General features: G+C 46.2%; 17 protein-coding genes. 13 read left to right on the top strand and 4 right to left on the bottom strand.

The window, feature by feature from the left end:
• Nucleotides 1-15 precede the first annotated feature (15 nt).
• Entirely contained in the window at nucleotides 16-3852 is a 3837-nt protein-coding gene (locus tag HEM79_RS12155) for a S6 family peptidase (protein WP_176241561.1), read from the bottom strand.
• 355 nt (nucleotides 3853-4207) lie between these two features.
• Between HEM79_RS12155 and HEM79_RS12150 the strand changes: the two genes are divergently transcribed.
• The 6 genes from HEM79_RS12150 to HEM79_RS12125 all read left to right on the top strand — a co-directional run bounded on the left by HEM79_RS12150 (nucleotide 4208) and on the right by HEM79_RS12125 (nucleotide 9918).
• Nucleotides 4208-4735 (top strand): fimbrial protein, encoded by a 528-nt coding sequence (locus HEM79_RS12150; protein WP_176241560.1) that lies wholly within the window; start codon nucleotides 4208-4210, stop codon nucleotides 4733-4735.
• A gap of 70 nt (nucleotides 4736-4805) precedes the next feature.
• On the top strand, nucleotides 4806-7163 hold the full coding sequence (gene pefC / locus HEM79_RS12145) for a PefC/AfrB family outer membrane usher protein (protein ID WP_176241559.1): 2358 nt from the start codon (nucleotides 4806-4808) through the stop codon (nucleotides 7161-7163).
• Nucleotides 7156-7857, top strand: a complete 702-nt coding sequence (locus tag HEM79_RS12140; RefSeq protein WP_176241558.1) for a fimbrial chaperone — start codon at nucleotides 7156-7158, stop codon at nucleotides 7855-7857. Before pefC ends, HEM79_RS12140 begins: the two co-directional genes overlap by 8 nt.
• A 19-nt stretch (nucleotides 7858-7876) precedes the next feature.
• The gene (locus HEM79_RS12135) at nucleotides 7877-8872 is read left to right on the top strand and encodes a fimbrial protein (RefSeq protein ID WP_176241557.1); all 996 of its coding nucleotides are present in this window, start codon (nucleotides 7877-7879) and stop codon (nucleotides 8870-8872) included.
• Nucleotides 8873-8966: 94 nt separating this feature from the next.
• Entirely contained in the window at nucleotides 8967-9407 is a 441-nt protein-coding gene (locus HEM79_RS12130) for a fimbrial protein (RefSeq protein ID WP_176241556.1), read from the top strand.
• Nucleotides 9400-9918, top strand: coding sequence for a fimbrial protein (locus HEM79_RS12125; protein ID WP_176241555.1), 519 nt, complete (start codon nucleotides 9400-9402; stop codon nucleotides 9916-9918). Before HEM79_RS12130 ends, HEM79_RS12125 begins: the two co-directional genes overlap by 8 nt.
• Nucleotides 9919-10146: 228 nt before the next feature.
• On the opposite strand, the gene HEM79_RS12120 is transcribed toward HEM79_RS12125, so the two are convergent.
• Both HEM79_RS12120 and yjdI read right to left on the bottom strand, forming a co-directional pair.
• A complete protein-coding gene (locus HEM79_RS12120; protein ID WP_000405640.1) occupies nucleotides 10147-10419 on the bottom strand; it encodes a GNAT family N-acetyltransferase in 273 nt (90 codons plus the stop codon).
• A gap of 11 nt (nucleotides 10420-10430) precedes the next feature.
• Nucleotides 10431-10661, bottom strand: coding sequence for a 4Fe-4S mono-cluster protein YjdI (gene yjdI / locus HEM79_RS12115; protein ID WP_016159911.1), 231 nt, complete (start codon nucleotides 10659-10661; stop codon nucleotides 10431-10433).
• A 178-nt stretch (nucleotides 10662-10839) separates the two neighbouring features.
• Here yjdI and HEM79_RS12110 point away from each other — a divergent pair, with 178 nt between their 5' ends.
• The 5 genes from HEM79_RS12110 (at nucleotide 10840) to HEM79_RS12090 (ending at nucleotide 17601) form a co-directional block, all read left to right on the top strand.
• Entirely contained in the window at nucleotides 10840-12471 is a 1632-nt protein-coding gene (locus HEM79_RS12110) for a sensor histidine kinase (RefSeq protein ID WP_016159910.1), read from the top strand.
• Nucleotides 12468-13187 (top strand): two-component system response regulator DcuR, encoded by a 720-nt coding sequence (gene dcuR, locus HEM79_RS12105; RefSeq protein WP_000611279.1) that lies wholly within the window; start codon nucleotides 12468-12470, stop codon nucleotides 13185-13187. Before HEM79_RS12110 ends, dcuR begins: the two co-directional genes overlap by 4 nt.
• A 570-nt stretch (nucleotides 13188-13757) precedes the next feature.
• Nucleotides 13758-15098, top strand: coding sequence for an anaerobic C4-dicarboxylate transporter DcuB (dcuB, locus tag HEM79_RS12100; protein ID WP_000899528.1), 1341 nt, complete (start codon nucleotides 13758-13760; stop codon nucleotides 15096-15098).
• A 77-nt stretch (nucleotides 15099-15175) separates the two neighbouring features.
• Nucleotides 15176-16822 (top strand): class I fumarate hydratase, encoded by a 1647-nt coding sequence (fumB, locus tag HEM79_RS12095; RefSeq protein ID WP_016159909.1) that lies wholly within the window; start codon nucleotides 15176-15178, stop codon nucleotides 16820-16822.
• A gap of 122 nt (nucleotides 16823-16944) precedes the next feature.
• Nucleotides 16945-17601 carry a DUF2238 domain-containing protein gene (locus HEM79_RS12090; protein ID WP_176241554.1) on the top strand — a complete coding sequence of 219 codons (657 nt, stop codon included), beginning with the start codon at nucleotides 16945-16947 and terminating at the stop codon, nucleotides 17599-17601.
• Here the strand turns inward: HEM79_RS12090 and melA are convergent.
• Nucleotides 17598-18953 carry an alpha-galactosidase gene (gene melA, locus HEM79_RS12085; RefSeq protein ID WP_176241553.1) on the bottom strand — a complete coding sequence of 452 codons (1356 nt, stop codon included), beginning with the start codon at nucleotides 18951-18953 and terminating at the stop codon, nucleotides 17598-17600. The genes HEM79_RS12090 and melA overlap by 4 nt on opposite strands.
• Before the next feature lie 260 nt (nucleotides 18954-19213).
• On the opposite strand from melA, the gene melR reads away from it, so the two are divergent.
• Entirely contained in the window at nucleotides 19214-20122 is a 909-nt protein-coding gene (melR, locus tag HEM79_RS12080; protein ID WP_176241552.1) for a transcriptional regulator MelR, read from the top strand.
• A 197-nt stretch (nucleotides 20123-20319) separates the two neighbouring features.
• Nucleotides 20320-22587: an arginine decarboxylase gene (gene adiA / locus HEM79_RS12075; protein WP_077629710.1), complete on the top strand. Its 2268-nt coding sequence runs from the start codon at nucleotides 20320-20322 to the stop codon at nucleotides 22585-22587.
• Nucleotides 22588-22721 lie beyond the last annotated feature (134 nt).

Here is a 22721-nt window from a genome sequence, read left to right as displayed (position 1 = left end):
TATCTACTCTACGACTCAGAATGTATAACGAATATTAGCATTAATTAACTTATCAATATTGTAAGAACCAAACTCAGATCGCTCCATATTCAGACTTATCCTGGTGTTTTCTTTGATTTTAGTATTTAACCCGACATTGAATACCACTCTGCTATCTTTACCATTATTAATATATGTATCACCTGCCAGATCCTTGAATGCTGTCACAGTAGGCTTAAATAAATCGTACTGATAATTAATCCCAGTCAATGCTGTAATTTCCCAGTCTTTGCCCCTGAATGTTTTGCCAAATTCAATGCCTGTGCGACCAATCAATGGTTGCATCTGCTTACGTTGCATATTGATCTCAGCCCCATTGAATTGCCAGGAAAACTGATTCTCAGATACAGTACCGTAGATCAACTCTGTTTGCGGCTGTATATATGTTTCGTCAGGTAAGGAAAAACGCCAACCGGCCTCAGCGCCCAAATACCAAGAGTGCGAGCCATAATCTTGTTCTGGCATTCCTAACGCACTTGATGAGTAATGATTGTCATGACGCACATATTTCCCGATAGTATCTACATAGAGTCCAGAGTCAAACATAGCTGAAGCGTACACACCAATACCCGTTGATTTGGTTCTTCCTGACCATCCACTTCCCCGGTTATTACTGTTTGTAAATGTCGCCGTGACCCCAGTAAATAACTCTCCGCCTTCAATTATATGTTTCCTGTCTGCCCCAATTTGCAAGTGCGTATGACTTCCGGTAAATCCATCAGTAGCTGAGCCCGAACCACTGTTAAGTCTAGCCCAGGCTCCTGTTTCACCATGGGTATGGCGTAAGTCACCCATACGATCATTCAGATTATTAATTTCTGTAATAAAGTTTTTATAACCGAGATCCATAAAACTCTTGCCTGTCCGCAAAGCGGCTTTATCAGGCTGTATGTAAAATCCCTCCAGACGCCATTGCTTATTAACGTCGGTCTCCAACACATCAAGTTGCGGTGTGAAACTATGGAACCCCGAATTTATTGAAACCGGGTTAAGTGTAAATATATCGCTTTGTGTATTTTTCGGGGCAGTAACCAATGACACAGGGTAACCGGCCTGTTTTACTGAATTCGTCGTAGGAATAACAACTAGTGTGTTATTCGCCCCTGTCAACGTCTGGTTTACCGTCACCGTATCTGCTGCTTTACCATCGGCATTAATAATGAACGAACTGTTAGTGGCCTCCAGCGTATCTGCCGTCAGTCCCCCCTGCCCGAGACGATTAAAACTCAGTGTTGAACCATTCAAAGTGAGCGACTTAACCACCGACTGCTCATTTGCCAGCCAGGCAGTGTCCTTCATTGTTACACTTGCCAACGGCGCGCTGATATTTCCATAGTAATTTGTGGATTGGTTAATATCAGTCGTGCCAAAGCTAATGTTGGCCGCATCATTGGCATTGATATCTCCAGTGATGATCCCACCCGCGCCAACATTTAAGCTCGTGTTTTGTCCACTAAGCTCCCAGCTTTGGGCGGAATACATCGTTCCTGGCTGGTCTGATAGCAAGGAAAGACTCGAACCCGCATTACTGTTTACTGTCCCGTCAGAAAGCAGTCCGGCTGTAGCGGTCAATTTTGCCCCTTCACCTAATGACAAAGAAGATTGGGTGAAACGGCTGAGCTGATTAAGAGTGGTATCTGTAGAGGTTATCGTCGTCGCACTATCTGTACTATCAATACCACCGACAAAATGTTCATTAATAGTTAGTGCCGATCCTTGTTTCAACTGTACATGTCCATTGAAACGACTCTGATCATCTTCAGCGGCTGCCTTTGACTTACCCAATGTTGGTTTGGTTGCCACGCCATTTCCGTCATTAAGATCAATGTAAAGATCCTCACTACCTAATGTAACGATAGAATGGTCGGCATTAATTCTCGTATTAAGGCTGGCGTTTCTTGCAAGGTTAAATTCAGCATTTTGTAAGTTAAGCTCAGCCATACTGAACTGTCGATTTTCCCAATCGTTCTGAGTAAATGACACCGGTTGGGTCAGTACAGAATTGTCACCCAGTGCCTTTAACTTATTTGCTACGTCCTGACTGCTGACGGCGTGAACAACCGGATGTCCTTGCATAAATAGCCGACCATTTTGCTGGGTTATACTCCCCTGAGTATCCACTCCCCCATCAATAACGAAATCATTCTGTGTTCCTGCTGTAACCTCATTATTGATATTTAGATTGCCGGTGAAATGGCCGTGCCAGATATTAGCAATCGTGGCTGTTGTATCTGGGCTGTTGAAATCCAGATTAACATTAGCCATGGAGCCACTGTTAGTCAGTATAGCTCCATCATCAGCCCCGTTAAGTTTATGAAAAGTCAAACCGTTTCCATTAATGTCGAGCTTGCCGCCATGATAGCCCCATTTGATATTATCTGGATTAATTTGTTTGTCGTCGCTTAGCACCAGAGTAGGACGCCCACTTACAATACTGACAGAACTGAACGCCTGGCTCAGTCCGTTATCATCAGCACGCTGTGCTAATATTACGGTTCCGTCTCCCACACTTAAACTTCCTGGGTTTACACCAGTACCGCTAATTTTTAGCGTCCCCGTACCCAGTTTATGCAAACTATCACCAGTAACCCCATTAATCTGCCAGTCGACAAGATGCTCACCATTAACAATAATTCCGCCACCTTTCCATGTCTGAGTATCAACGGGCTTGACAATATAATCATCATCAAAAGTAAGTGTGCCAGCCCCCTGATTAATGGTATTTTCTAACACTACAGTACCACCGCCCTGAAAAGTTAGATCTTTACCGCTATTAAGCGAAGCAGGCCATGTTGCGCCCAAATTTCCATGCATTTCCCATGATGTGCTTCCCTGGGTTAATGAACCAAGCCCCGTTTTTTCGTCATATGACCAATGAATATCCCCATCACCTTGTTTTTTATTTACCGGTGCATCGGCATCTTGTTTCATCGTATTTTTTACATCACCGGCAGGAATTATTGTGTACCAGTTAGTATTGCCATTGACCCCTGCATATGAATTGAGAACGGCTAACAAAACCCATTTATTTTGGTCTGCATCCCAGGCAAAAAGAGGAGAACCGCTGTCACCAGGAGTACCGTATGTTGAGAGCGGAGTATTAGTAGTATTCGTGACAAAACTCCAGTCAGATATAAACGGCGTATTTACTATTCCACCTGTTTTATACGAGTACGCCCCCATTAAATGGGAAATTTTTCCGTTGGTATCTTTTACATATTGAGTCCCTGCACCAACTCGATAGAACACAGGGAAACGGTTAGCATTTTGATAGGTTCCATTAGCTGTGCCCGCATTGGTTATATCTAGCGGTGTAACCTCAGTAACAATTTTGTTGAGACGGGGAGTGTGGAAATCTCTCCAGTGGTTATTTCTGTCAACAAGGGTATAGGAGGAATCATCCGCATAGCCAAATTTCACATATTGATAACCACCATTGTGCTTAACGCTGACGACATATTGTGGCGAAACCAATGTTGCAACCCCAGTAGAGTCATTAGAGCTGAAGTCAATCATTGGCGCTTTACTTAAGCTTGTAACGACATAGCCCTGTTTATCATAAAAAGATATGTTCACGGTGCCAGGTTTAAAAAGACCTTTATTTTCAGCAAAATCTCGGTAGGTCTGGTAAGGAATATAGTTTGTCGTCACCGAAGCCCGTGATAAGGCAGAACATAATAACCCTAATCCAATCATTAACAGAATGTTCAACGATAGTCGTGAAGTAACGCGCTTCCTTATACCTTCACTAACTTCTGAAACGACAACCGCCTCGCCCTTTTTGTTCTTTTTTATTGCATATATTTTATTCACTTTATCTCCAGGTAACTATCTTCTTAAATCTTAAATAATTGACATTTAAATAAACTTTGGTAGCCGTCAATAAAAAAAGGTTTTCCTTTTATTTTTATATCTTGAGGAGACATCCTGATAAAGAATTTATTACCCCCATTCTGTATTTTAACCATTTAATAAAAATAAAAGGATTAGTGACAATAAGTTGAATTTTCATGAGCAGGTACATCAAAAATAAAATAATATGATAGAAAAATAACGGATGATTATTTGGCGTTTGATTATGAACTTCCAGTGCAATATATTCTGCATCGCTCATTAAGATGGTTATGAGCTGACTTAAGAATTAAGCCTATTATTTATGGAGTATAAAATGAAAAAGCTGATTTTAGGTTCGGCAATTATGGCAGTTTTAGGTGTAGCGTCTAATGCTATGGCTGCACCAAACTCCGGTACTGTAAACTTTACGGGTAGCGTTTCTAGTGCAACCTGTGAACTTACGCTTAAAGATAGTCAAGGTGGAAATATTTCAAATGTTAATTTAGGTGTACTGTCAACAGCAGATAATACTAATGGTACCGCCGTAGCCTTTAAATTGGTTCCAGCAGATCAAAACTGCATTGCTAAAACTTCCGCTAGTATTGACTGGACGTCTTCTACCCTAAACGCGGCAGGTATCACTAACTCCACTACTGGAGGTACGACAGCTTATCTTCAGGTAAAAGCGACCAATTCCGCGAATGCGGCTGCTAATACTATGATTAAACAAGGGAATACATCCTTCAATTATACTGGTTCTAAAACCTCATTTGACTATACTGCCCAACTAGTTAGACCTACTAGTGGTGCAACCCCAGGGTTGTTTACCGCATCTGCAAGTTATGTAGTCACATATAAATAATTCGCCTTAGTCAAAGGAAGTAAGTTTACTTCCTTTATTGAAGGATAACTTACGTCGGCAAGGTTTTAAAATGAAGATAAAAGTATTATGTATCGCTATCATTTTTCATTTATGGTCAAATGAAATTCTTGCCGACGAATTCAATTATAGTTTTATCCGCGGCGGTAGCAACGAAGTGCCAGAGGTACTGAAGAATAGCGGACAAAACATCCCCGGAAAATATATAATTGATCTTCTATTTAATGGTTCCAAAATAGCGACCTCTGTAGAATTAGCAATTAGCAATGATGATGCTGAACATATTTGCCTTTCAGATGAATGGTTACATGGAAAAGGTATTAATATCAATAAGGAATTCTATAAAGCGTTTCTTAATCCAGCACGCAACTGCTACTTTATTGATAAAGATAAAAACAGTCGGGTAAAATTTGATTCTTCCCTGCAAGAGCTTTCAATCGATATGCCACAGGCAGGTTTTATCGATACCAAAAAAGAAGGCGGCCCTTGGGATTATGGCACTCCCGGTTTCAAACTCGCGTATGATCTGAATACTTCAAAATCCAGCAACCAGGAGCGGACAACATACGGTAATATTGACGGTCAGGTTAACATTGGCGAATGGGTTCTGCTTGGCAGGGGATACGCGTATCAGGGAGAAAAATTTCAGAGCAATAACCTGCTGTTAATGCATGCAATTAAATCGATTAAATCAGATATTCTGATTGGTAAAACCCAGTCCTACAATACCCTGAATGACGGATTTACCTTTTATGGCGCACAATTAAAGTCCAATCAGGATATGTATCCTTGGGACTCACAATCCTATGCCCCAATAATCAACGGTATTGCCAGAACGCATGCCCGCGTTACTGTCGAACAAGGCGGGTACACATTGAAATCATTCGTGGTTCCGCCAGGTCCTTTTGTGATTAATGATCTGACTGGTGTGTATTCTGGCAATATTATTTTAAAGATCTATGAAGAGGACGGCACGGTCAAAGAACAGCGTTTCCCGGTTGCTGTTCTGCCGAATTTATTGAAACCTGGCAATTATAATTACAATATTGCCGTAGGTAGCAAAGTTGATCAGTACAGTGACAAGCGTGATGAGGACAGCTTATTCGCGCAAATGACCTATGATTACGGTTTTGTGCCCTTTACGCTCAATACATCTGCACTGGTGGACAAAAACTATACTAACGTTGGCCTGGGATTTATCCGTTCTTTTGGCTGGTTTGGCGCAGTCGCGATGAGCGGCAACCTGTCGCAGGCCAAATATCATAACGGCAAAGCCATGAATGGTTTTAGCGCATCGGTAAAATATGCCCGCGCCTTAGGGGAAAACGCGAATTTACAGCTAATCGGTTATCGTTTTAACTCCGAGAATTATATTGATTATTCAGATTTCAACTATCGTTATTACAGCCTGTTAAACAACAGACCTAAACAGCGGTATGAATCAATTATTACCTATCAATTACCGGAAATGAATGTATTCTTAAATATGTCGGCCTGGAAGGAGGACTACTGGGACCGTTCCAGTGAAGTAGGTGCAAACTTAAATCTCAGTAAGAGCTTTAATAATATTTCGGTATCTCTGAATGCCGGATATTCCCGACTTCAGGGCATGGAAAACGATTATAACGCCGGACTCTCTATTAGCGTGCCCTTTAGCGTGTTTGATAAATCACAATATAGTTTCTCGGGTATAAACTATGATCGCCGTAACGGTACCAATTTCAACACCGGCGTTTCCGGAAGTATTAATTCACGTTTAAGCTATAACGCATCCATCAACCAGTCACGCAACATTACAGGAAGCGCAGTTTCTGCTTCTTATCTGTTTGATGGCTTACAAACCTCGGCAAGCTATTCGCAAATGGGGAGCACATCGAGTTCGTCATTCCAGGTTGGCGGCAGTATTATCGGAGTGCCTGATGCAGGTATCCTTTTTACCCCTGTGAAAAATGATGAAATTGCAGTTGTCCAGATGGAAAATATTCCTGGCGTCGTATTCAATGGTTCCATGCCTGGCGATAAAAAAGGACGCGCGGTCATACCGCTAACGGCATATAACAATAATACCATCACGGTGAATGCGGACAACCTGCCGCAGAGCGTTGAATTAACCGAAAACGCAATCAATGTAACGCCAACAGAAAACGCGATTATCTATAAAAAGGTGAAATACAGAAAAATCAACACCTATATTGTTAAAGTCATCAGCGGTAATGGTTTCGTTATTCCAATGGGGAGCATTGCTAAAAACGCGGAAAATCAGGAAATCGGCTACGTCAACAACGGCGGTATTCTATTAATGAATCTGGAAGATAAAGATGAAGGGATAATTTCTGTCGGTGATTGCAAATTCGACTCTCGATCGCTGAAGAAAGATATGGGTAAAGTACAGGAGATTAAGTGTGGCTAAGAAAAATACACTACAGAAATTATTCATGTTCGCATCACTGTGTTTATTTACGGCATCAACTCATGCGGCTTTCGTCCTTAACAGCACACGTTATGTTTTTGATGAAAAAAGAGAGAATATCTCTGTACAGGTTGATAACCAGTCTACTCAGGAATATGGTGGACAGATATGGATTGAAAACCAAGATAAAAACGATAAAAATGTCTATTTTGTGCCCAGCCCAACTTTTTTTAAAGTGGCGGATCAGCATAAACAAATCTTACGCATCCTGAAAATTAATGATGCACTACCGAAAGATAAAGAATCGCTGTTCTGGATCAATGTTCAGGAGATCCCAAAAGCGCCGAAAGACGGCGCTAATACTTTAGCGATTGCGCTGCATACTCAGGTCAAAATGTTTTATCGTCCTGACGCATTGAAAAAGAAAAGGGAAAACGCCGAGCAGAATATTAAGACGATAAGCAGTGAGGGGAACACCGTTCTCTGGAACGACACCCCCTACTATTTTGCGATAATCAGTGTTAAACAAAACGGAAATTCAATTAAAATTAACGAAGATATTAAAGACAAACTATCTGCTTTTGCGCCAGGTGAAAAAGTATCGCTCGGTAAGTCAGTCACCAACAACAGTTTGAGTATTGTGGCATTCGATGATTATGGCGTTGATAAAGAGTATAAACTAACTAAATCCTGAGGCGCATTAGGTGTTTGCTATGTATAAATTCATACTTGCTCTTTTCATTGCTATTTTATCACTTAGTTCCATACCCGCCATAGCGGCAAACTGTAGCGGAGGAGGAATAGCTTTTCAAATTGATCCCAATGATTCTCGCTATTTTATGAAAGGTTACACGTCGGCGGATAATGCCCCATTGCTACTTATGAATGTAACTCTAAGTAATAGCATTGATTGTCAACCGGATTATATAGAAAATGCAGTCAAGAAGAGTAAAATGACTCTAAAAATGACTGGTGGAGGAAGCTGTAAAACCCCCACCACCATAACGACGCCCTATCCAAACATTGAATGGCAACTGGAGGGGATGACGTGCAGTGATGGATTCATTTCCTCTAACAACATTAAATCCGTCGACTGGGATGGAAAAGCCCACTGGCCTGCAGGTACTTCTTTGGGAAAAGCCAGGCTTGTGGTAAATGATCAATACTGGATACAAAACACACAAGCCGGTGAGTATACTGTTAATATACCGATACTTTCAGCAGGCAATACACTAGTTAACAGTCCCGCAATAAATGTCAGTTCTATATTGGGGGCAATGATGACTTTTATTTTTAATGACATTGGCACCTGCTCGATGTCTCTGTATCCTGAAAATATTGACTTTGGTAAATTAACCCCAAATGATGTTAATAGCAGTATATATAAAGAAATTATGGTTTCTTATTCTTGTAAAAATAAAGCATTGATTAATGGATTATATGTTCGTTTTGCCCCGGAGAACGTGGTTGATGCAGCAAATGGGTTGTTTAGTGCCAGTGATAGTAATGGAAGAAAATTAAATTTTCAAATAACCAGACAGTATGGGAATTTACAGACCATCCCTCTAAATACGAATTATAAAATATTTGAGCCATACAAATATGATCTTGATGCTACTGCGACATTCAGAATTAACGTTAAGCCTTCAACCCCACTTCCTGTCGGGAAGGTTTCAACGTACCTGAATGTTTCGCTAATATACAGATAGGCTGGATGACGTTATGCATAGATGGTTACTATTTTTTTTGATACTTTTTTCATTTCACAACGCCTCTGCGTCGAAATCAGTACAGAAGAGAGTGATGATAAACGCCGAGTTAGCCGTAAACACGTGTGCATTGTCACTCTCTCCGGCAAACCTTAACTTTCAACAGGTCAGCTTTAGTCAGTTTGAAAATAGCGCAACAACGGCTCAGACCGTCGATTTGAATATTTCCTGCAGTTGGCCTGCAACGGGGATCTCCATAAAATTTTCGCCGGCCGCTGGCGTTGCTGCGAGCAGCACCAGTCTGATGAAAACGGGTTTATCTGGCGTTGGGCTTGCGTTGTCATGGAAAAATGCAACCGGTACGGATTTTGCGCCGCTTGAATTGAATAAGCCTTTTGCACCTGCATCGACGGCATTAAGTAAAAATAGTGAAACGCTTGGCCAGTTTCAGCTTTTACCCAAACAAATTCCCGGTGAAACGCTCCTGGCAGGGAATGTTAATACCAGTTTGACGGTCGAGGTGACCTATGATTGACAAGCGTTGTCTCCTTTTTCCCTTGCTTATGGGACTCTTAAGCGCATCCACACCGTTGGCGGGTTATGCTGCGCAAAAAGCAAACGTTAGCTTACCCATCAACATGACCGTGACCAATCCACAATGTCAGATCAATAATGGAACTGGTCTGCCTGAAAATGTTCAGCTTCCCCTTATAACGACATCAGGCGCTTTATTAGGTGACAATAATGTTGAAGTCCCAATTTTAATAAATTGCTTAAGTAATATTACCAAATTTGAAGTGACGTTTACTGGAGGCAATAACTCTAAAATCACGACTTCCAACAATATGGTAGATCTTACGCTATCATGGAAAAAAGGCGGGGGAGCCGTTACATTTGGCTCACCGGTTGAGTTGAGTAAAGCCCCTTTTCTTGTGAGTCCAAAACAGTTTGACGGAAGCTTAATGGTCAAAGTTTCACCGCGTACAGGGACGATTCCTGCCGGGAGTTATACTGCCAGTTTGCCGGTTACATTTACCTATTATTGAGAGGGTGCCGGGGAACGCTCCCCCGGCTTTTAACCAGGTTAATCAAACACACCGTTAATAATTGCGGTTACCACTGCGGTACTCAACCAATCAGTACCAGATTATCCCCTATGATCATCATGATAGAAGAAATCTTCGATTCCGAGTCCGGGCACCACTAATTCCTGAGAACCCGCCTACAAGGCGGTTTTTTGCTTTTGGGAAAACGTCCTTCCTGCCTTCGCCCCATCAACTGCGAATATCATCATACTCACGCGTTTTATCAAATTCGTGTTTCGCAAACGGGCACAGTGGGATAATTTTCCGTTTTTCCTGGCGCATTTTTTCCACAACTTTCGCTACCAGTTGTTTACCAATCCCCTGCCCTTTCAGGCTTTCATCAACATCGGTATGTTCGATAATGGCCAAATTCTCTCCGGTTGGCACAAAGACAATTTCAGCTATTTGATTTCCCTGCGCATCATTGATGTAAAATTTATTATGACCCTCACGTATTTCCATTTTCCCCTCGCTTATTTAAGACGGTATTTCAGTGCGCCGCTGGGGCACGTATCAATAACATTCACGACGGTAGCGACGTCTACTTCATCCGGCATGATCCACGGCTTACGTTTGAGATTAAACAGTTTGCTATTACCGCGAACACAATTACCGGAATGCTGACATATTGCGGTGTTGAAATAGACATCGACCTTTTCGCCGGTATAGCAGCGATAACCAACGTCCAGTAGTTCCTGATCCATGACCTTCCCTCCCTCATAAGTATGGTTTTCGCTATAAGCATAGCTCTCGAATCGCCAGACGACACCAGCAGTTTCAGTTACTAAATCAGCTTCCCCGAATGGCCAATCCCCTTACTCCCTTTGAATTACCCGCAGCATCAGAGATAATGCTTAGGAAATTTGTCATACAAGGAAGCTGATGAGACATTCACTGCCCTGCCGCATGTTACGCAAACGTCCGATGAAACTCAGTACCACGGTGATCTTAATGGTCAGCGCAGTGCTGTTCTCGGTGCTGCTGGTAGTGCATCTGGTTTACTTCTCGCAAATTAGCGATATGACGCGTGACGGGCTGGCTAACAAGGCGCTGGCCGTGGCGCGTACCCTTGCCGACTCGCCAGAAATTCGCCAGGGCTTGCAGAAAAAACCGCAGGAGAGCGGTATCCAGGACATCGCTGAAGCTGTACGCAAACGCAACGATCTGCTGTTTATTGTCGTTACCAATATGCAAAGTCTTCGCTACTCGCACCCTGAAACCCAACGCATTGGTCAGCTCTTTAAAGGGGACGACATCCTGAAGGCGCTCAACGGCGAGGAAAATGTCGCGATTAATCGCGGTTTTCTGGCGCAGGCTTTACGCGTATTTACCCCTATCTACGACGAAAATCATAAGCAGATCGGCGTGGTGGCGATTGGTCTGGAGCTAAGCCGCGTAACGCAGCAGATCAATGACAGTCGCTGGAGCATTATCTGGTCAATTTTATTTGGTGTACTGGTTGGCGGGCTGGGTACATGGATTTTGGTCAAAGTACTTAAGCGCATCCTGTTCGGCCTGGAGCCTTACGAAATCTCAACTCTGTTTGAGCAACGCCAGGCAATGCTGCAATCGATCAAAGAAGGTGTCGTTGCCGTAGACGCGCGCGGCGAAGTCACACTAATTAATGATGCCGCGCAAGAATTGCTTAATTATCACAAATCCCAGGATGATGAAAAGCTGTCGACACTGAGTCAGGCATGGTCGCAGGTGGTGGATGTCTCGGAAGTATTACGCGACGGCACGCCGCGACGAGATGAAGAGGTTACCGTCAAAGATCGGCTATTACTCATCAACACCGTACCTGTACGCAGCAATGGCGTTATCATCGGAGCCATCTCTACCTTCAGGGACAAAACGGAAGTTCGTAAGCTAATGCAACGGTTGGATGGGCTGGTCAACTATGCCGACGCACTTCGTGAACGCTCCCACGAATTTATGAACAAATTACACGTGATTCTCGGATTATTACATCTGAAGAGTTATAAGCAGTTGGAAGATTACATTCTAAAAACAGCCAACAACTATCAGGAAGAGATTGGCTCTTTGCTGGGTAAAATCAAATCTCCGGTTATCGCTGGTTTTTTAATCAGCAAGATTAACCGCGCGACCGATTTAGGCCATACGCTGATTTTAAATAGTGAGAGCCAGTTGCCAGACAGCGGTAGTGAAGATCAAGTCGCAACGTTAATTACCGCGCTGGGAAATCTGATAGAAAACGCGCTGGAGGCATTAGGGCAAGAACCCGGTGGTGAAATCAGCGTTACGTTGCACTACCGTCACGGCTGGCTGCACTGTGAAATTAACGATGATGGTCCGGGAATTTCCCCTGACAAAATCGATCACATTTTTGAAAAAGGTGTCTCGACAAAAGGAAGTGAACGAGGCGTCGGTCTGGCACTTGTCAAACAACAGGTTGAAAATCTCGGTGGCAGCATTGCCGTGGAATCGGAACCCGGGATTTTCACACAATTTTTTGTCCAGTTACCCTGGGATGGGGAGAGGTCGAGCAAATGATCAATGTATTAATTATCGATGACGACGCAATGGTGGCGGAGTTGAATCGCCGATACGTGGCGCAGATCCCTGGTTTTCAATGCTGCGGAACAGCCTCGACACTGGAGAAAGCCAAAGAGATTATCTTCAACAACGAAACGCCTATCGACCTGATCTTGCTCGATATCTATATGCAAAAAGAAAACGGGCTCGATTTACTGCCTGTCCTGCACAACGCTCGATGCAAAAGCGATGTGATTGTCATCTCCTCGGCTGCTGATGCCGCAACCATTAAGGATTCTCTGCATTATGGCGTCGTTGATTACCTGATCAAACCGTTCCAGGCATCACGTTTTGAAGAGGCGCTCATCGGCTGGCGACAAAAGAAAATGGCGCTGGAGAAACATCAATACTATGACCAGGCCGAGCTGGATCAGCTAATTCATGGCAACTCATCTAACGAACAGGATACCCGCCGACTGCCGAAAGGCTTAACGCCGCAGACTTTACGCACGCTGTGCCAGTGGATTGACGCTCACCAGGACTATGAATTTTCAACCGACGAGCTGGCCAACGAGGTTAACATCTCTCGCGTTTCCTGCCGCAAATATCTGATCTGGCTAGTGAATTGTCACATTTTAGTTACCAGTATCCATTATGGCGTCACCGGTCGTCCGGTTTATCGCTACCGTATTCAGGCAGAGCATTACTCATTACTGAAGCAATATTGCCAATAACGCGTTATTAGTTATCTGGAAGTAACAATTATTGCAGTAATGCAAACCAGCACTGGCACAAGTTACATCAGCCATCAGTAAAACTTGTGCCAGATCAAATATAATTATCCCTCTTCATCCCCTGCGAATTAATATCAATTCGGATAAATAGAGTTTTTAATTTCAAAACGCTAACAAAAGTTAATTAACTATTATGTCACCCGTATTATGTGTATTTTTACCCACAAATAGGTAGATCAGAATAATCTATAAACTTGATGATATCTGTCTGTAGAACAAAAATTATACCAATAAATATCAACAAGATAGAGCAAAACAGATCTTTAACATCTGCGAAACACAAACTATAACCCCATCGCCAGAGAGTATTTTCCTCTGAAAAAGTCACTTATCACAGTGCATAAATTTACCGCTGTCTGAATCAGCCAATATTCACTGTGAAGTATTTACTCAAGCCAGTTACGACCAAACGGATATTTAGTCAGTCTCTGATAACAGTTCATCCAAAACAGAATGTGGCTGTGATCTATTTGGCAAGAATTTAAATGGGATTATCGCGAGGGTTTACACATGTTATTTACCATCCAACTTATCATAATACTGATATGTCTGTTTTATGGTGCCCGAAAGGGCGGTATCGCGCTGGGTTTATTAGGCGGTATCGGCCTGGTCATTCTGGTCTTCGTCTTCCATCTTCAGCCGGGTAAACCACCGGTTGATGTCATGCTGGTTATCATTGCGGTGGTGGCGGCATCGGCGACCCTGCAAGCCTCTGGCGGCCTGGATGTTATGCTGCAAATTGCCGAAAAACTGCTGCGTCGCAATCCGAAATATGTTTCCATCGTCGCACCATTTGTCACCTGTACGCTGACCATTCTTTGCGGTACGGGTCACGTGGTTTACACCATCCTGCCGATCATCTACGACGTTGCGATTAAGAACAACATCCGTCCGGAACGCCCAATGGCGGCGAGCTCTATTGGCGCGCAGATGGGGATTATCGCCAGTCCGGTGTCAGTTGCCGTTGTATCGCTGGTCGCAATGCTGGGGAACGTAACCTTTGATGGTCGTCACCTTGAGTTCCTCGACCTGCTTGCGATTACCATCCCCTCTACCTTGTTAGGTATCCTGGCGATCGGTATTTTCAGTTGGTTCCGTGGTAAAGATCTGGACAAAGACGAAGAGTTCCAGAAATTCATCTCCGTACCGGAAAACCGTGAGTACGTTTACGGTGACACCGCCACGCTGCTGGATAAAAAACTACCGAAAAGCAACTGGCTGGCAATGTGGATCTTCCTCGGGGCAATCGCGGTGGTCGCACTTCTTGGTGCTGATTCAGACCTGCGTCCGTCTTTTGGCGGCAAGCCGCTGTCGATGGTACTGGTTATCCAGATGTTTATGCTGCTGACCGGGGCGCTGATTATTATCCTGACCAAAACCAATCCCGCGTCCATCTCAAAAAATGAAGTCTTCCGTTCCGGTATGATTGCCATCGTGGCGGTATACGGTATCGCGTGGATGGCAGAAACCATGTTCGGTGCGCATATGTCTGAAATTCAGGGCGTACTGGGCGAAATGGTGAAAGAGTATCCGTGGGCTTATGCCATTGTTCTGTTGCTGGTCTCCAAGTTTGTTAACTCCCAGGCCGCTGCACTGGCAGCGATTGTTCCGGTCGCACTGGCGATTGGTGTTGACCCGGCATACATCGTGGCTTCAGCACCGGCTTGCTATGGTTATTACATCCTGCCGACCTATCCGAGCGATCTGGCAGCGATTCAGTTTGACCGTTCCGGAACCACCCACATCGGCCGCTTCGTCATCAACCACAGCTTTATTTTGCCAGGGTTGATTGGTGTGAGCGTATCGTGCGTCTTCGGCTGGATCTTCGCTGCGATGTACGGGTTCTTGTAATTGCACTCTGCGTGCTGCCCGTCGCTGTGCGGCACGCCATTTTCGTATAACAAATACAGAGTTACAGGCTGGAAGCTATGTCAAATAAAGAGTTTATTTATCAGACGCCTTTCCCGATGGGGAAAGACAATACCGAGTACTATCTGCTCACATCCGATTACGTTAGTGTTGCCGAATTTAACGGCGAAACCATCCTGAAGGTGGAACCTGAAGCCCTGACCTTGCTGGCGCAGCAAGCCTTCCATGACGCTTCTTTCATGCTCCGCCCGGCACACCAGCAACAGGTCGCTTCTATTCTTCACGACCCTGAAGCCAGTGAAAACGATAAGTATGTGGCGCTGCAATTCTTGAGAAACTCAGAAATCGCCGCCAAAGGTGTACTGCCGACCTGCCAGGATACCGGCACCGCGATCATCGTCGGTAAAAAAGGTCAGCGAGTGTGGACCGGCGGCGGTGATGAAGAAGCCTTGTCAAAAGGTGTCTATAACACTTATATCGAAGATAACCTGCGCTATTCACAAAACGCACCGCTGGACATGTACAAAGAGGTCAACACCGGCACTAACCTGCCTGCGCAAATCGACCTGTACGCGGTAGATGGCGACGAGTACAAATTCCTCTGCGTCGCCAAAGGCGGCGGTTCTGCCAACAAAACGTATCTCTATCAGGAAACCAAAGCCCTGCTGACTCCGGGTAAACTGAAAAACTTCCTCGTTGAGAAAATGCGTACCCTCGGCACCGCAGCCTGCCCGCCGTACCATATCGCGTTTGTGATTGGCGGCACGTCTGCGGAAACCAACCTAAAAACTGTCAAGCTGGCAAGTGCTCACTATTACGATGAGCTGCCGACTGAAGGGAACGAACACGGTCAGGCGTTCCGCGATGTTCAGTTAGAACAAGAACTGCTGGAAGAGGCTCAGAAGCTCGGCCTCGGCGCGCAGTTTGGCGGTAAATACTTCGCTCACGACATCCGCGTGATCCGCCTGCCGCGTCACGGCGCATCCTGCCCGGTGGGTATGGGCGTCTCCTGCTCCGCTGACCGTAACATTAAAGCGAAAATTAACCGCGAAGGTATCTGGATCGAAAAACTGGAACACAACCCAGGCCAGTACATTCCTGAAGAGCTGCGTCAGGCGGGTGAAGGCGAAGCGGTGAAAGTCGATCTCAACCGTCCGATGAAAGAGATCCTCGCCCAGCTTTCGCAGTATCCGGTATCCACCCGCTTGTCACTCACCGGCACAATTATCGTTGGTCGTGATATTGCGCACGCCAAGCTGAAAGAGCTGATCGACGCCGGTAAAGAACTGCCGCAGTACATCAAAGATCACCCGATCTACTACGCAGGTCCGGCAAAAACGCCAGCCGGTTATCCATCGGGTTCTTTAGGCCCAACCACCGCAGGCCGTATGGACTCTTACGTGGATCTGCTGCAATCCCACGGCGGCAGCATGATCATGCTGGCGAAAGGTAACCGCAGTCAGCAAGTCACCGACGCGTGTCATAAACACGGCGGCTTCTACCTCGGTAGCATTGGCGGCCCGGCGGCAGTGCTGGCACAGCAGAGCATTAAGCATCTGGAATGTGTCGCTTATCCGGAACTGGGTATGGAAGCTATCTGGAAAATCGAAGTAGAAGATTTCCCGGCGTTTATCCTGGTCGATGACAAAGGCAACGACTTCTTCCAGCAAATCGTCAACAAACAGTGCGCGAACTGCACTAAGTAACTTCTTCGGCCCAGCGCCTGGCGGCATACTGCCAGGTGATCCCCCTGGGCCACCTCTTTTGCGATTGTAATTTCACGCTTGCTGGTGAATAGTCAGTATTTTCCCTGACTTGCGAACTCACCATGACCCGCACACTCAAGCCGTTAATTCTTAACACTGGCGCACTGGCGCTGACGTTAATCCTGATTTACACAGGCATTTCGGCCCATGACAAACTCACCTGGTTGATGGAAGTGACGCCGGTAATTATTGTCGTACCGTTGCTGCTTACCACAGCCAGACGTTATCCGTTAACGCCGCTGCTCTATGCACTGATTTTCTTTCACGCCATCATCCTGATGGTCGGCGGTCAGTACACCTACGCGAAAGTCCCCATCGGTTTTGAGGTACAGGAATGGCTGGGGTTAAGCCGTAATCCGTATGACAAGCTGGGGCATTTTTTCCAGGGGCTGGTGCCTGCACTGGTGGCGCGAGAAATCCTCGTGCGTGGGATGTACGTGCGCGGACGCAAAATGGTGGCGTTTCTGGTCTGCTGCGTAGCACTGGCGATAAGCGCCATGTATGAGTTGATCGAGTGGTGGGCGGCGCTGGCGATGGGTCAGGGAGCGGATGATTTTCTCGGCACCCAGGGCGACCAGTGGGACACGCAGTCCGATATGTTCTGCGCGCTGCTGGGCGCATTAACTACGGTGATATTGCTTGCTCGCCTTCACTGTCGCCAGCTCCGGCGCTATGGCTTAATCACCAAAGCGCCGGACGCGATTACCCCTTACCCTTAACGGTGCAACCAGCCTGGCAGCCAGTCGCCGTGGGCGGCAATCAGATCGTCAACAAGGGCATATATTTCGTCAATTCCCAGCACGGCGGCGGTGTGCGGATCCATCATCGCGGCGTGGTAAACACGGTCACGATTTTCGGTGAGAATAGCTTCGGTGAGCAGCGTCTGTACGTTGATATTGGTTTGCATCAGGGCTGCCAGATGCGACGGTAGCGTACCGACTTTGGTCGGCTGAATGCCATTTACATCAACCAGACAGGCCACTTCCACGCAACATCCTTGCGGCAGGTTATCAATCAAACCATCGTTACGGACGTTGCCATAAATCACGCTCGGTTCGCCGGTCCAGATAGCGTTCATGATGGTGCTGGCATATTCCCGTGACGGTTTAATATCAATCCGGGAGGCGTTCTTATACTCCTCCAGCTCTTTATGCCAGTTCGCCAGTTGCTCGACGCAGCGTTTCGGGTACTCATCCAGCGGTACTTTATAACGCTCAATCAAATCCTCACGGCCAGGCTTAATAAACCACGGCGTATATTCAGCAAAATGTTCTGACGACTCCGTGACGAAGTAGCCCAGCTTTTTGAACATTTCATAGCGCACAATGTTCTGGCAGCGAGGATTACCATGAATATTCGGTTTCGGTGCCTGCCCTGCGTCATACGCTGCCAGCAGTTCCGGGTAGAGATTCACGTAACTGCCGTCGGCGGTTTTGCGCTCCAGTTCCAGGTAAAACGCCATATGGTTGATACCCGCACAACGATAACGCAGCGTAGCAGGGTCGATATTGAGGTCACGCGCCAGCTCTTCCGCCGTTCCTTGCACCGAATGGCACAGCCCTACCTGTTTGATATGCGGATAGCGGGCATACATCGCCCAGGTATTCATCGCCATCGGGTTAACGTAGTTGAGCATGGTGGCATCGGGGCAGACTTCTGTCATGTCTTCGCAAATTTGCCACAGGTGCGGAATGGTACGCAGCGCGCGCATAATGCCGCCCGGCCCCAACGTATCGGCAATAGTTTGTTCCAGACCATGGCGCTTACAGACCTCGAAATCAGTCACCGTGCAAGGTTCATAACCACCAATCTGAAATGCCACCACGACAAAATCGGCATCCTGTAAGGCTTCTTTCTGTTGCGTGTGGCAGGTGATTTTGCCGCTGGCTCCTGCTGAATCCATCAGCTTACGCACCACAATGTGCGACTCTTCCAGGCGAGTTGGATCAATATCCATCAGAGCAATATGCGCCGTTTTCAGCGCCTCGCGATGAAACACATCACCAAGAATATTTTTTACAAAAATTGTCGAACCAGCGCCGATAAATGTAATTTTGGGTGCAGACATCATGCAGATCTCCTGGCTTGTTTGAATGACTTCATCATGGCAGGCGATTTCGCAGAAAGCCTCCGGCTTCCCCACTGAGCATTCCCGAAAACTCAGATCTGGGGTTACTTAGCAGTAAATCTGAGTTTTTGAGACTAAATTACCTGAAAAACAGAGTAATTAGCCCTTAGAAAATCCTCTATCTTTACGTTTTGTGTCGTCATTCGCAGTCATCCTCAGCCACTCATGCCATAATTCTGATAATCCAGGAAAGAGATCCATCCATGAATACAGATACCTTTATGTGTAGCAGCGATGAAAAACAGACCCGCAGCCCGCTGTCTCTGTACTCAGAATACCAGCGGATGGAGATAGAGTTTCGTGCACCACATGTCATGACCACCAGCCACTGGCATGGTCAGGTTGAGGTAAATGTGCCTTTCGATGGCGATGTGGAATACCTGATTAACAATGAAAAAGTGAATATCAATCAGGGGCATATCACGCTGTTCTGGGCCTGTACACCACACCAACTAACCGATACCGGAACCTGTCAGCGCATGGCGATTTTTAATCTGCCGATGCATCTGTTTCTCTCCTGGCCTCTGGATAAAGACCTTATAAACCACGTCACTCACGGCATGGTGATTAAATCGCTGGCGACACAGCAACTTAGCCCCTTTGAAGTGCACCGCTGGCAGCAGGAATTGAACAGTCCGAATGAGCAAATCCGCCAGCTCGCCATTGATGAAATTGGCCTGATGCTCAAGCGATTTAGCCTCTCCGGCTGGGAACCGATTCTGGTCAATAAAACCTCGCGCACGCACAAAAACAGCGTCTCGCGCCATGCACAATTTTACGTCAGCCAGATGCTGGGCTTTATTGCAGAAAACTATGACCAGGCGCTGACCATCAACGACGTGGCTGAGCACGTCAAACTAAACGCCAACTATGCGATGGGGATATTTCAGCGAGTCATGCAGTTGACGATGAAACAGTACATTACCGCGATGCGCATCAACCACGTTCGCGCGTTACTGAGCGATACCGATAAAAGTATTCTCGATATTGCCCTGACGGCAGGTTTTCGTTCGAGCAGTCGTTTTTACAGTACTTTCGCCAAATATGTCGGTATGTCGCCGCAACAATACCGCAAACTTAGCCAACAACGCCGCCAGACACTTCCCGGTTAAAAACGATATCAGTATCAGCCAAAAAAATAATTTAGCTGTCGATAATAAACATTGAAAATTAATTGAAAAATTAATATAAGCTTCTGTTTATAATAACAAAAAATTAAAACCGCTTATTTTTCAATCGCTTTACAGCCTGAAATGCCCGGAAGATACTTGCCCGCAACGAAGATTCCTTCACAACCGGGTAAACAATGATGAAAGTATTAATTGTTGAAAGCGAGTTTCTACATCAGGACACCTGGGTCGGTAGCGCCGTTGAACGTCTGGCGAATGCCTTGAGCCAACAAAATGTTACCGTCATTAAATCAACCTCATTTGATGATGGTTTTGCCATTCTCTCTTCAAATGAAGCCATTGATTGTCTGATGTTCAGTTATCAAATGGAGCATCCGGACGAACATCAAAACGTCAGAGAATTGATCGGTAAACTTCATGAACGCCAGCAAAACGTGCCGGTATTCCTGCTAGGCGATCGGGAAAAATCAATCGCCGCGCTGGATCGCGACCTGCTGGAGCTTGTCGATGAATTCGCCTGGATTCTGGAAGATACTGCCGATTTTATTGCCGGACGCGCCATCGCCGCGATGACCCGCTACCGTCAACAGCTGTTACCGCCACTGTTCAGCGCGCTGATGAAATATAGCGACATCCATGAGTATTCCTGGGCCGCGCCGGGTCACCAGGGCGGTGTAGGGTTCACTAAAACGCCAGCCGGACGTTTCTACCATGACTATTATGGTGAAAACCTGTTCCGCACCGATATGGGTATCGAACGAACTTCTCTCGGCTCTTTGCTTGACCATACTGGCGCATTTGGCGAAAGCGAAAAATATGCCGCGCGCGTATTTGGTGCCGATCGCTCCTGGTCAGTCGTTGTCGGCACTTCAGGTTCTAACCGCACCATCATGCAAGCCTGCATGACCGATAACGACGTGGTCGTTGTTGACCGTAACTGCCACAAATCCATTGAACAAGGCTTAATGCTGACTGGCGCGAAACCGGTGTACATGGTGCCAAGCCGCAACCGCTACGGCATTATCGGGCCAATCTACCCGCAGGAAATGCAGCCTGAAACCTTGCAGAAGAAAATCAGTGAAAGTCCGCTGACTAAAGACAAAGTCGGGCAAAAACCGTCTTACTGCGTGGTGACCAACTGCACCTACGACGGCGTGTGTTATAACGCCAAAGACGCGCAGGATCTGCTGGAAAAAACCTCTGACCGTCTGCATTTCGACGAAGCCTGGTATGGCTACGCACGGTTTAACCCGATCTATGCCGATCACTATGCAATGCGCGGTGAACCGGGCGATCACAATGGCCCAACCGTTTTCGCTACCCACTCCACACATAAACTGCTGAATGCGCTGTCGCAGGCGTCTTATATTCATGTACGTGAAGGTCGGGGCGCGATTAACTTCTCCCGCTTTAATCAGGCATACATGATGCATGCCACCACTTCCCCGCTGTATGCCATCTGCGCATCAAACGATGTGGCTGTATCAATGATGGACGGCAACAGCGGTCTGTCACTGACTCAGGAAGTGATCGATGAAGCGGTCGATTTCCGCCAGGCAATGGCACGGTTGTATAAAGAGTTTACTGACGAAGGTAGCTGGTTCTTTAAACCGTGGAATAAAGAAATGGTTACCGATCCGGAAACCGGCAAAACCTATGACTTTGCTGACGCACCGCGCAAACTGCTGACCACCGTTCAGGACTGCTGGGTAATGCATCCGGGCGAAAGCTGGCACGGCTTTAAAGATATCCCGGACAACTGGAGTATGCTCGACCCGATTAAAGTCAGCATCCTCGCACCGGGGATGGGTGAAGACGGTGAACTGGAAGAGACTGGCGTACCTGCCGCACTGGTTACCGCATGGCTTGGTCACCACGGCATCGTGCCAACTCGCACCACCGATTTCCAGATTATGTTCCTGTTCTCAATGGGCGTGACCCGAGGGAAATGGGGAACTCTGGTTAACACCCTCTGTTCCTTCAAACGCCACTACGACGCCAACACACCACTGGCGCAGGTGATGCCGGAACTTGTTGAACAATATCCTGACACTTACGCGAACATGGGGATTCACGATCTGGGCGACAAAATGTTTGCCTGGCTGAAAGAAAACAACCCAGGTGCACGGTTAAACGAAGCCTATTCCGGCCTGCCGGTGGCTGAAATCACTCCGCGTGAAGCGTACAACGCGATTGTCGACAACAACGTCGAGCTGGTATCCATTGAAAATCTGCCAGGACGCATTGCGGCGAACTCAGTCATCCCGTATCCGCCAGGAATCCCGATGCTGCTGTCTGGTGAAAACTTCGGCGATAAAAACAGTCCGCAGGTAAGTTATTTACGCTCGCTGCAATCCTGGGATCATCATTTCCCTGGATTTGAACACGAAACTGAAGGTACTGAAATTATTGACGGTATTTACCACGTAATGTGTGTGAAAGCGTAACCACTATTCCGCTGAAGGCGTAATTGTTTTAATAACATTACGCCGCCTGGCCTGAGGCCTTTTGAGTATGGCAACGTTTTCATAAAAATTGCTGCAAACAAAAATGTCATACTTTTTGCGCGGTCCCACCCCGC

The sequence above is a fragment of the Escherichia sp. 93.0816 genome (assembly GCF_013368855.2).
Taxonomy (GTDB): domain Bacteria; phylum Pseudomonadota; class Gammaproteobacteria; order Enterobacterales; family Enterobacteriaceae; genus Escherichia; species Escherichia ruysiae.
Note: the sequence above shows the minus strand (reverse complement) of the source record. Positions and strands in the feature narration are given on the sequence as shown.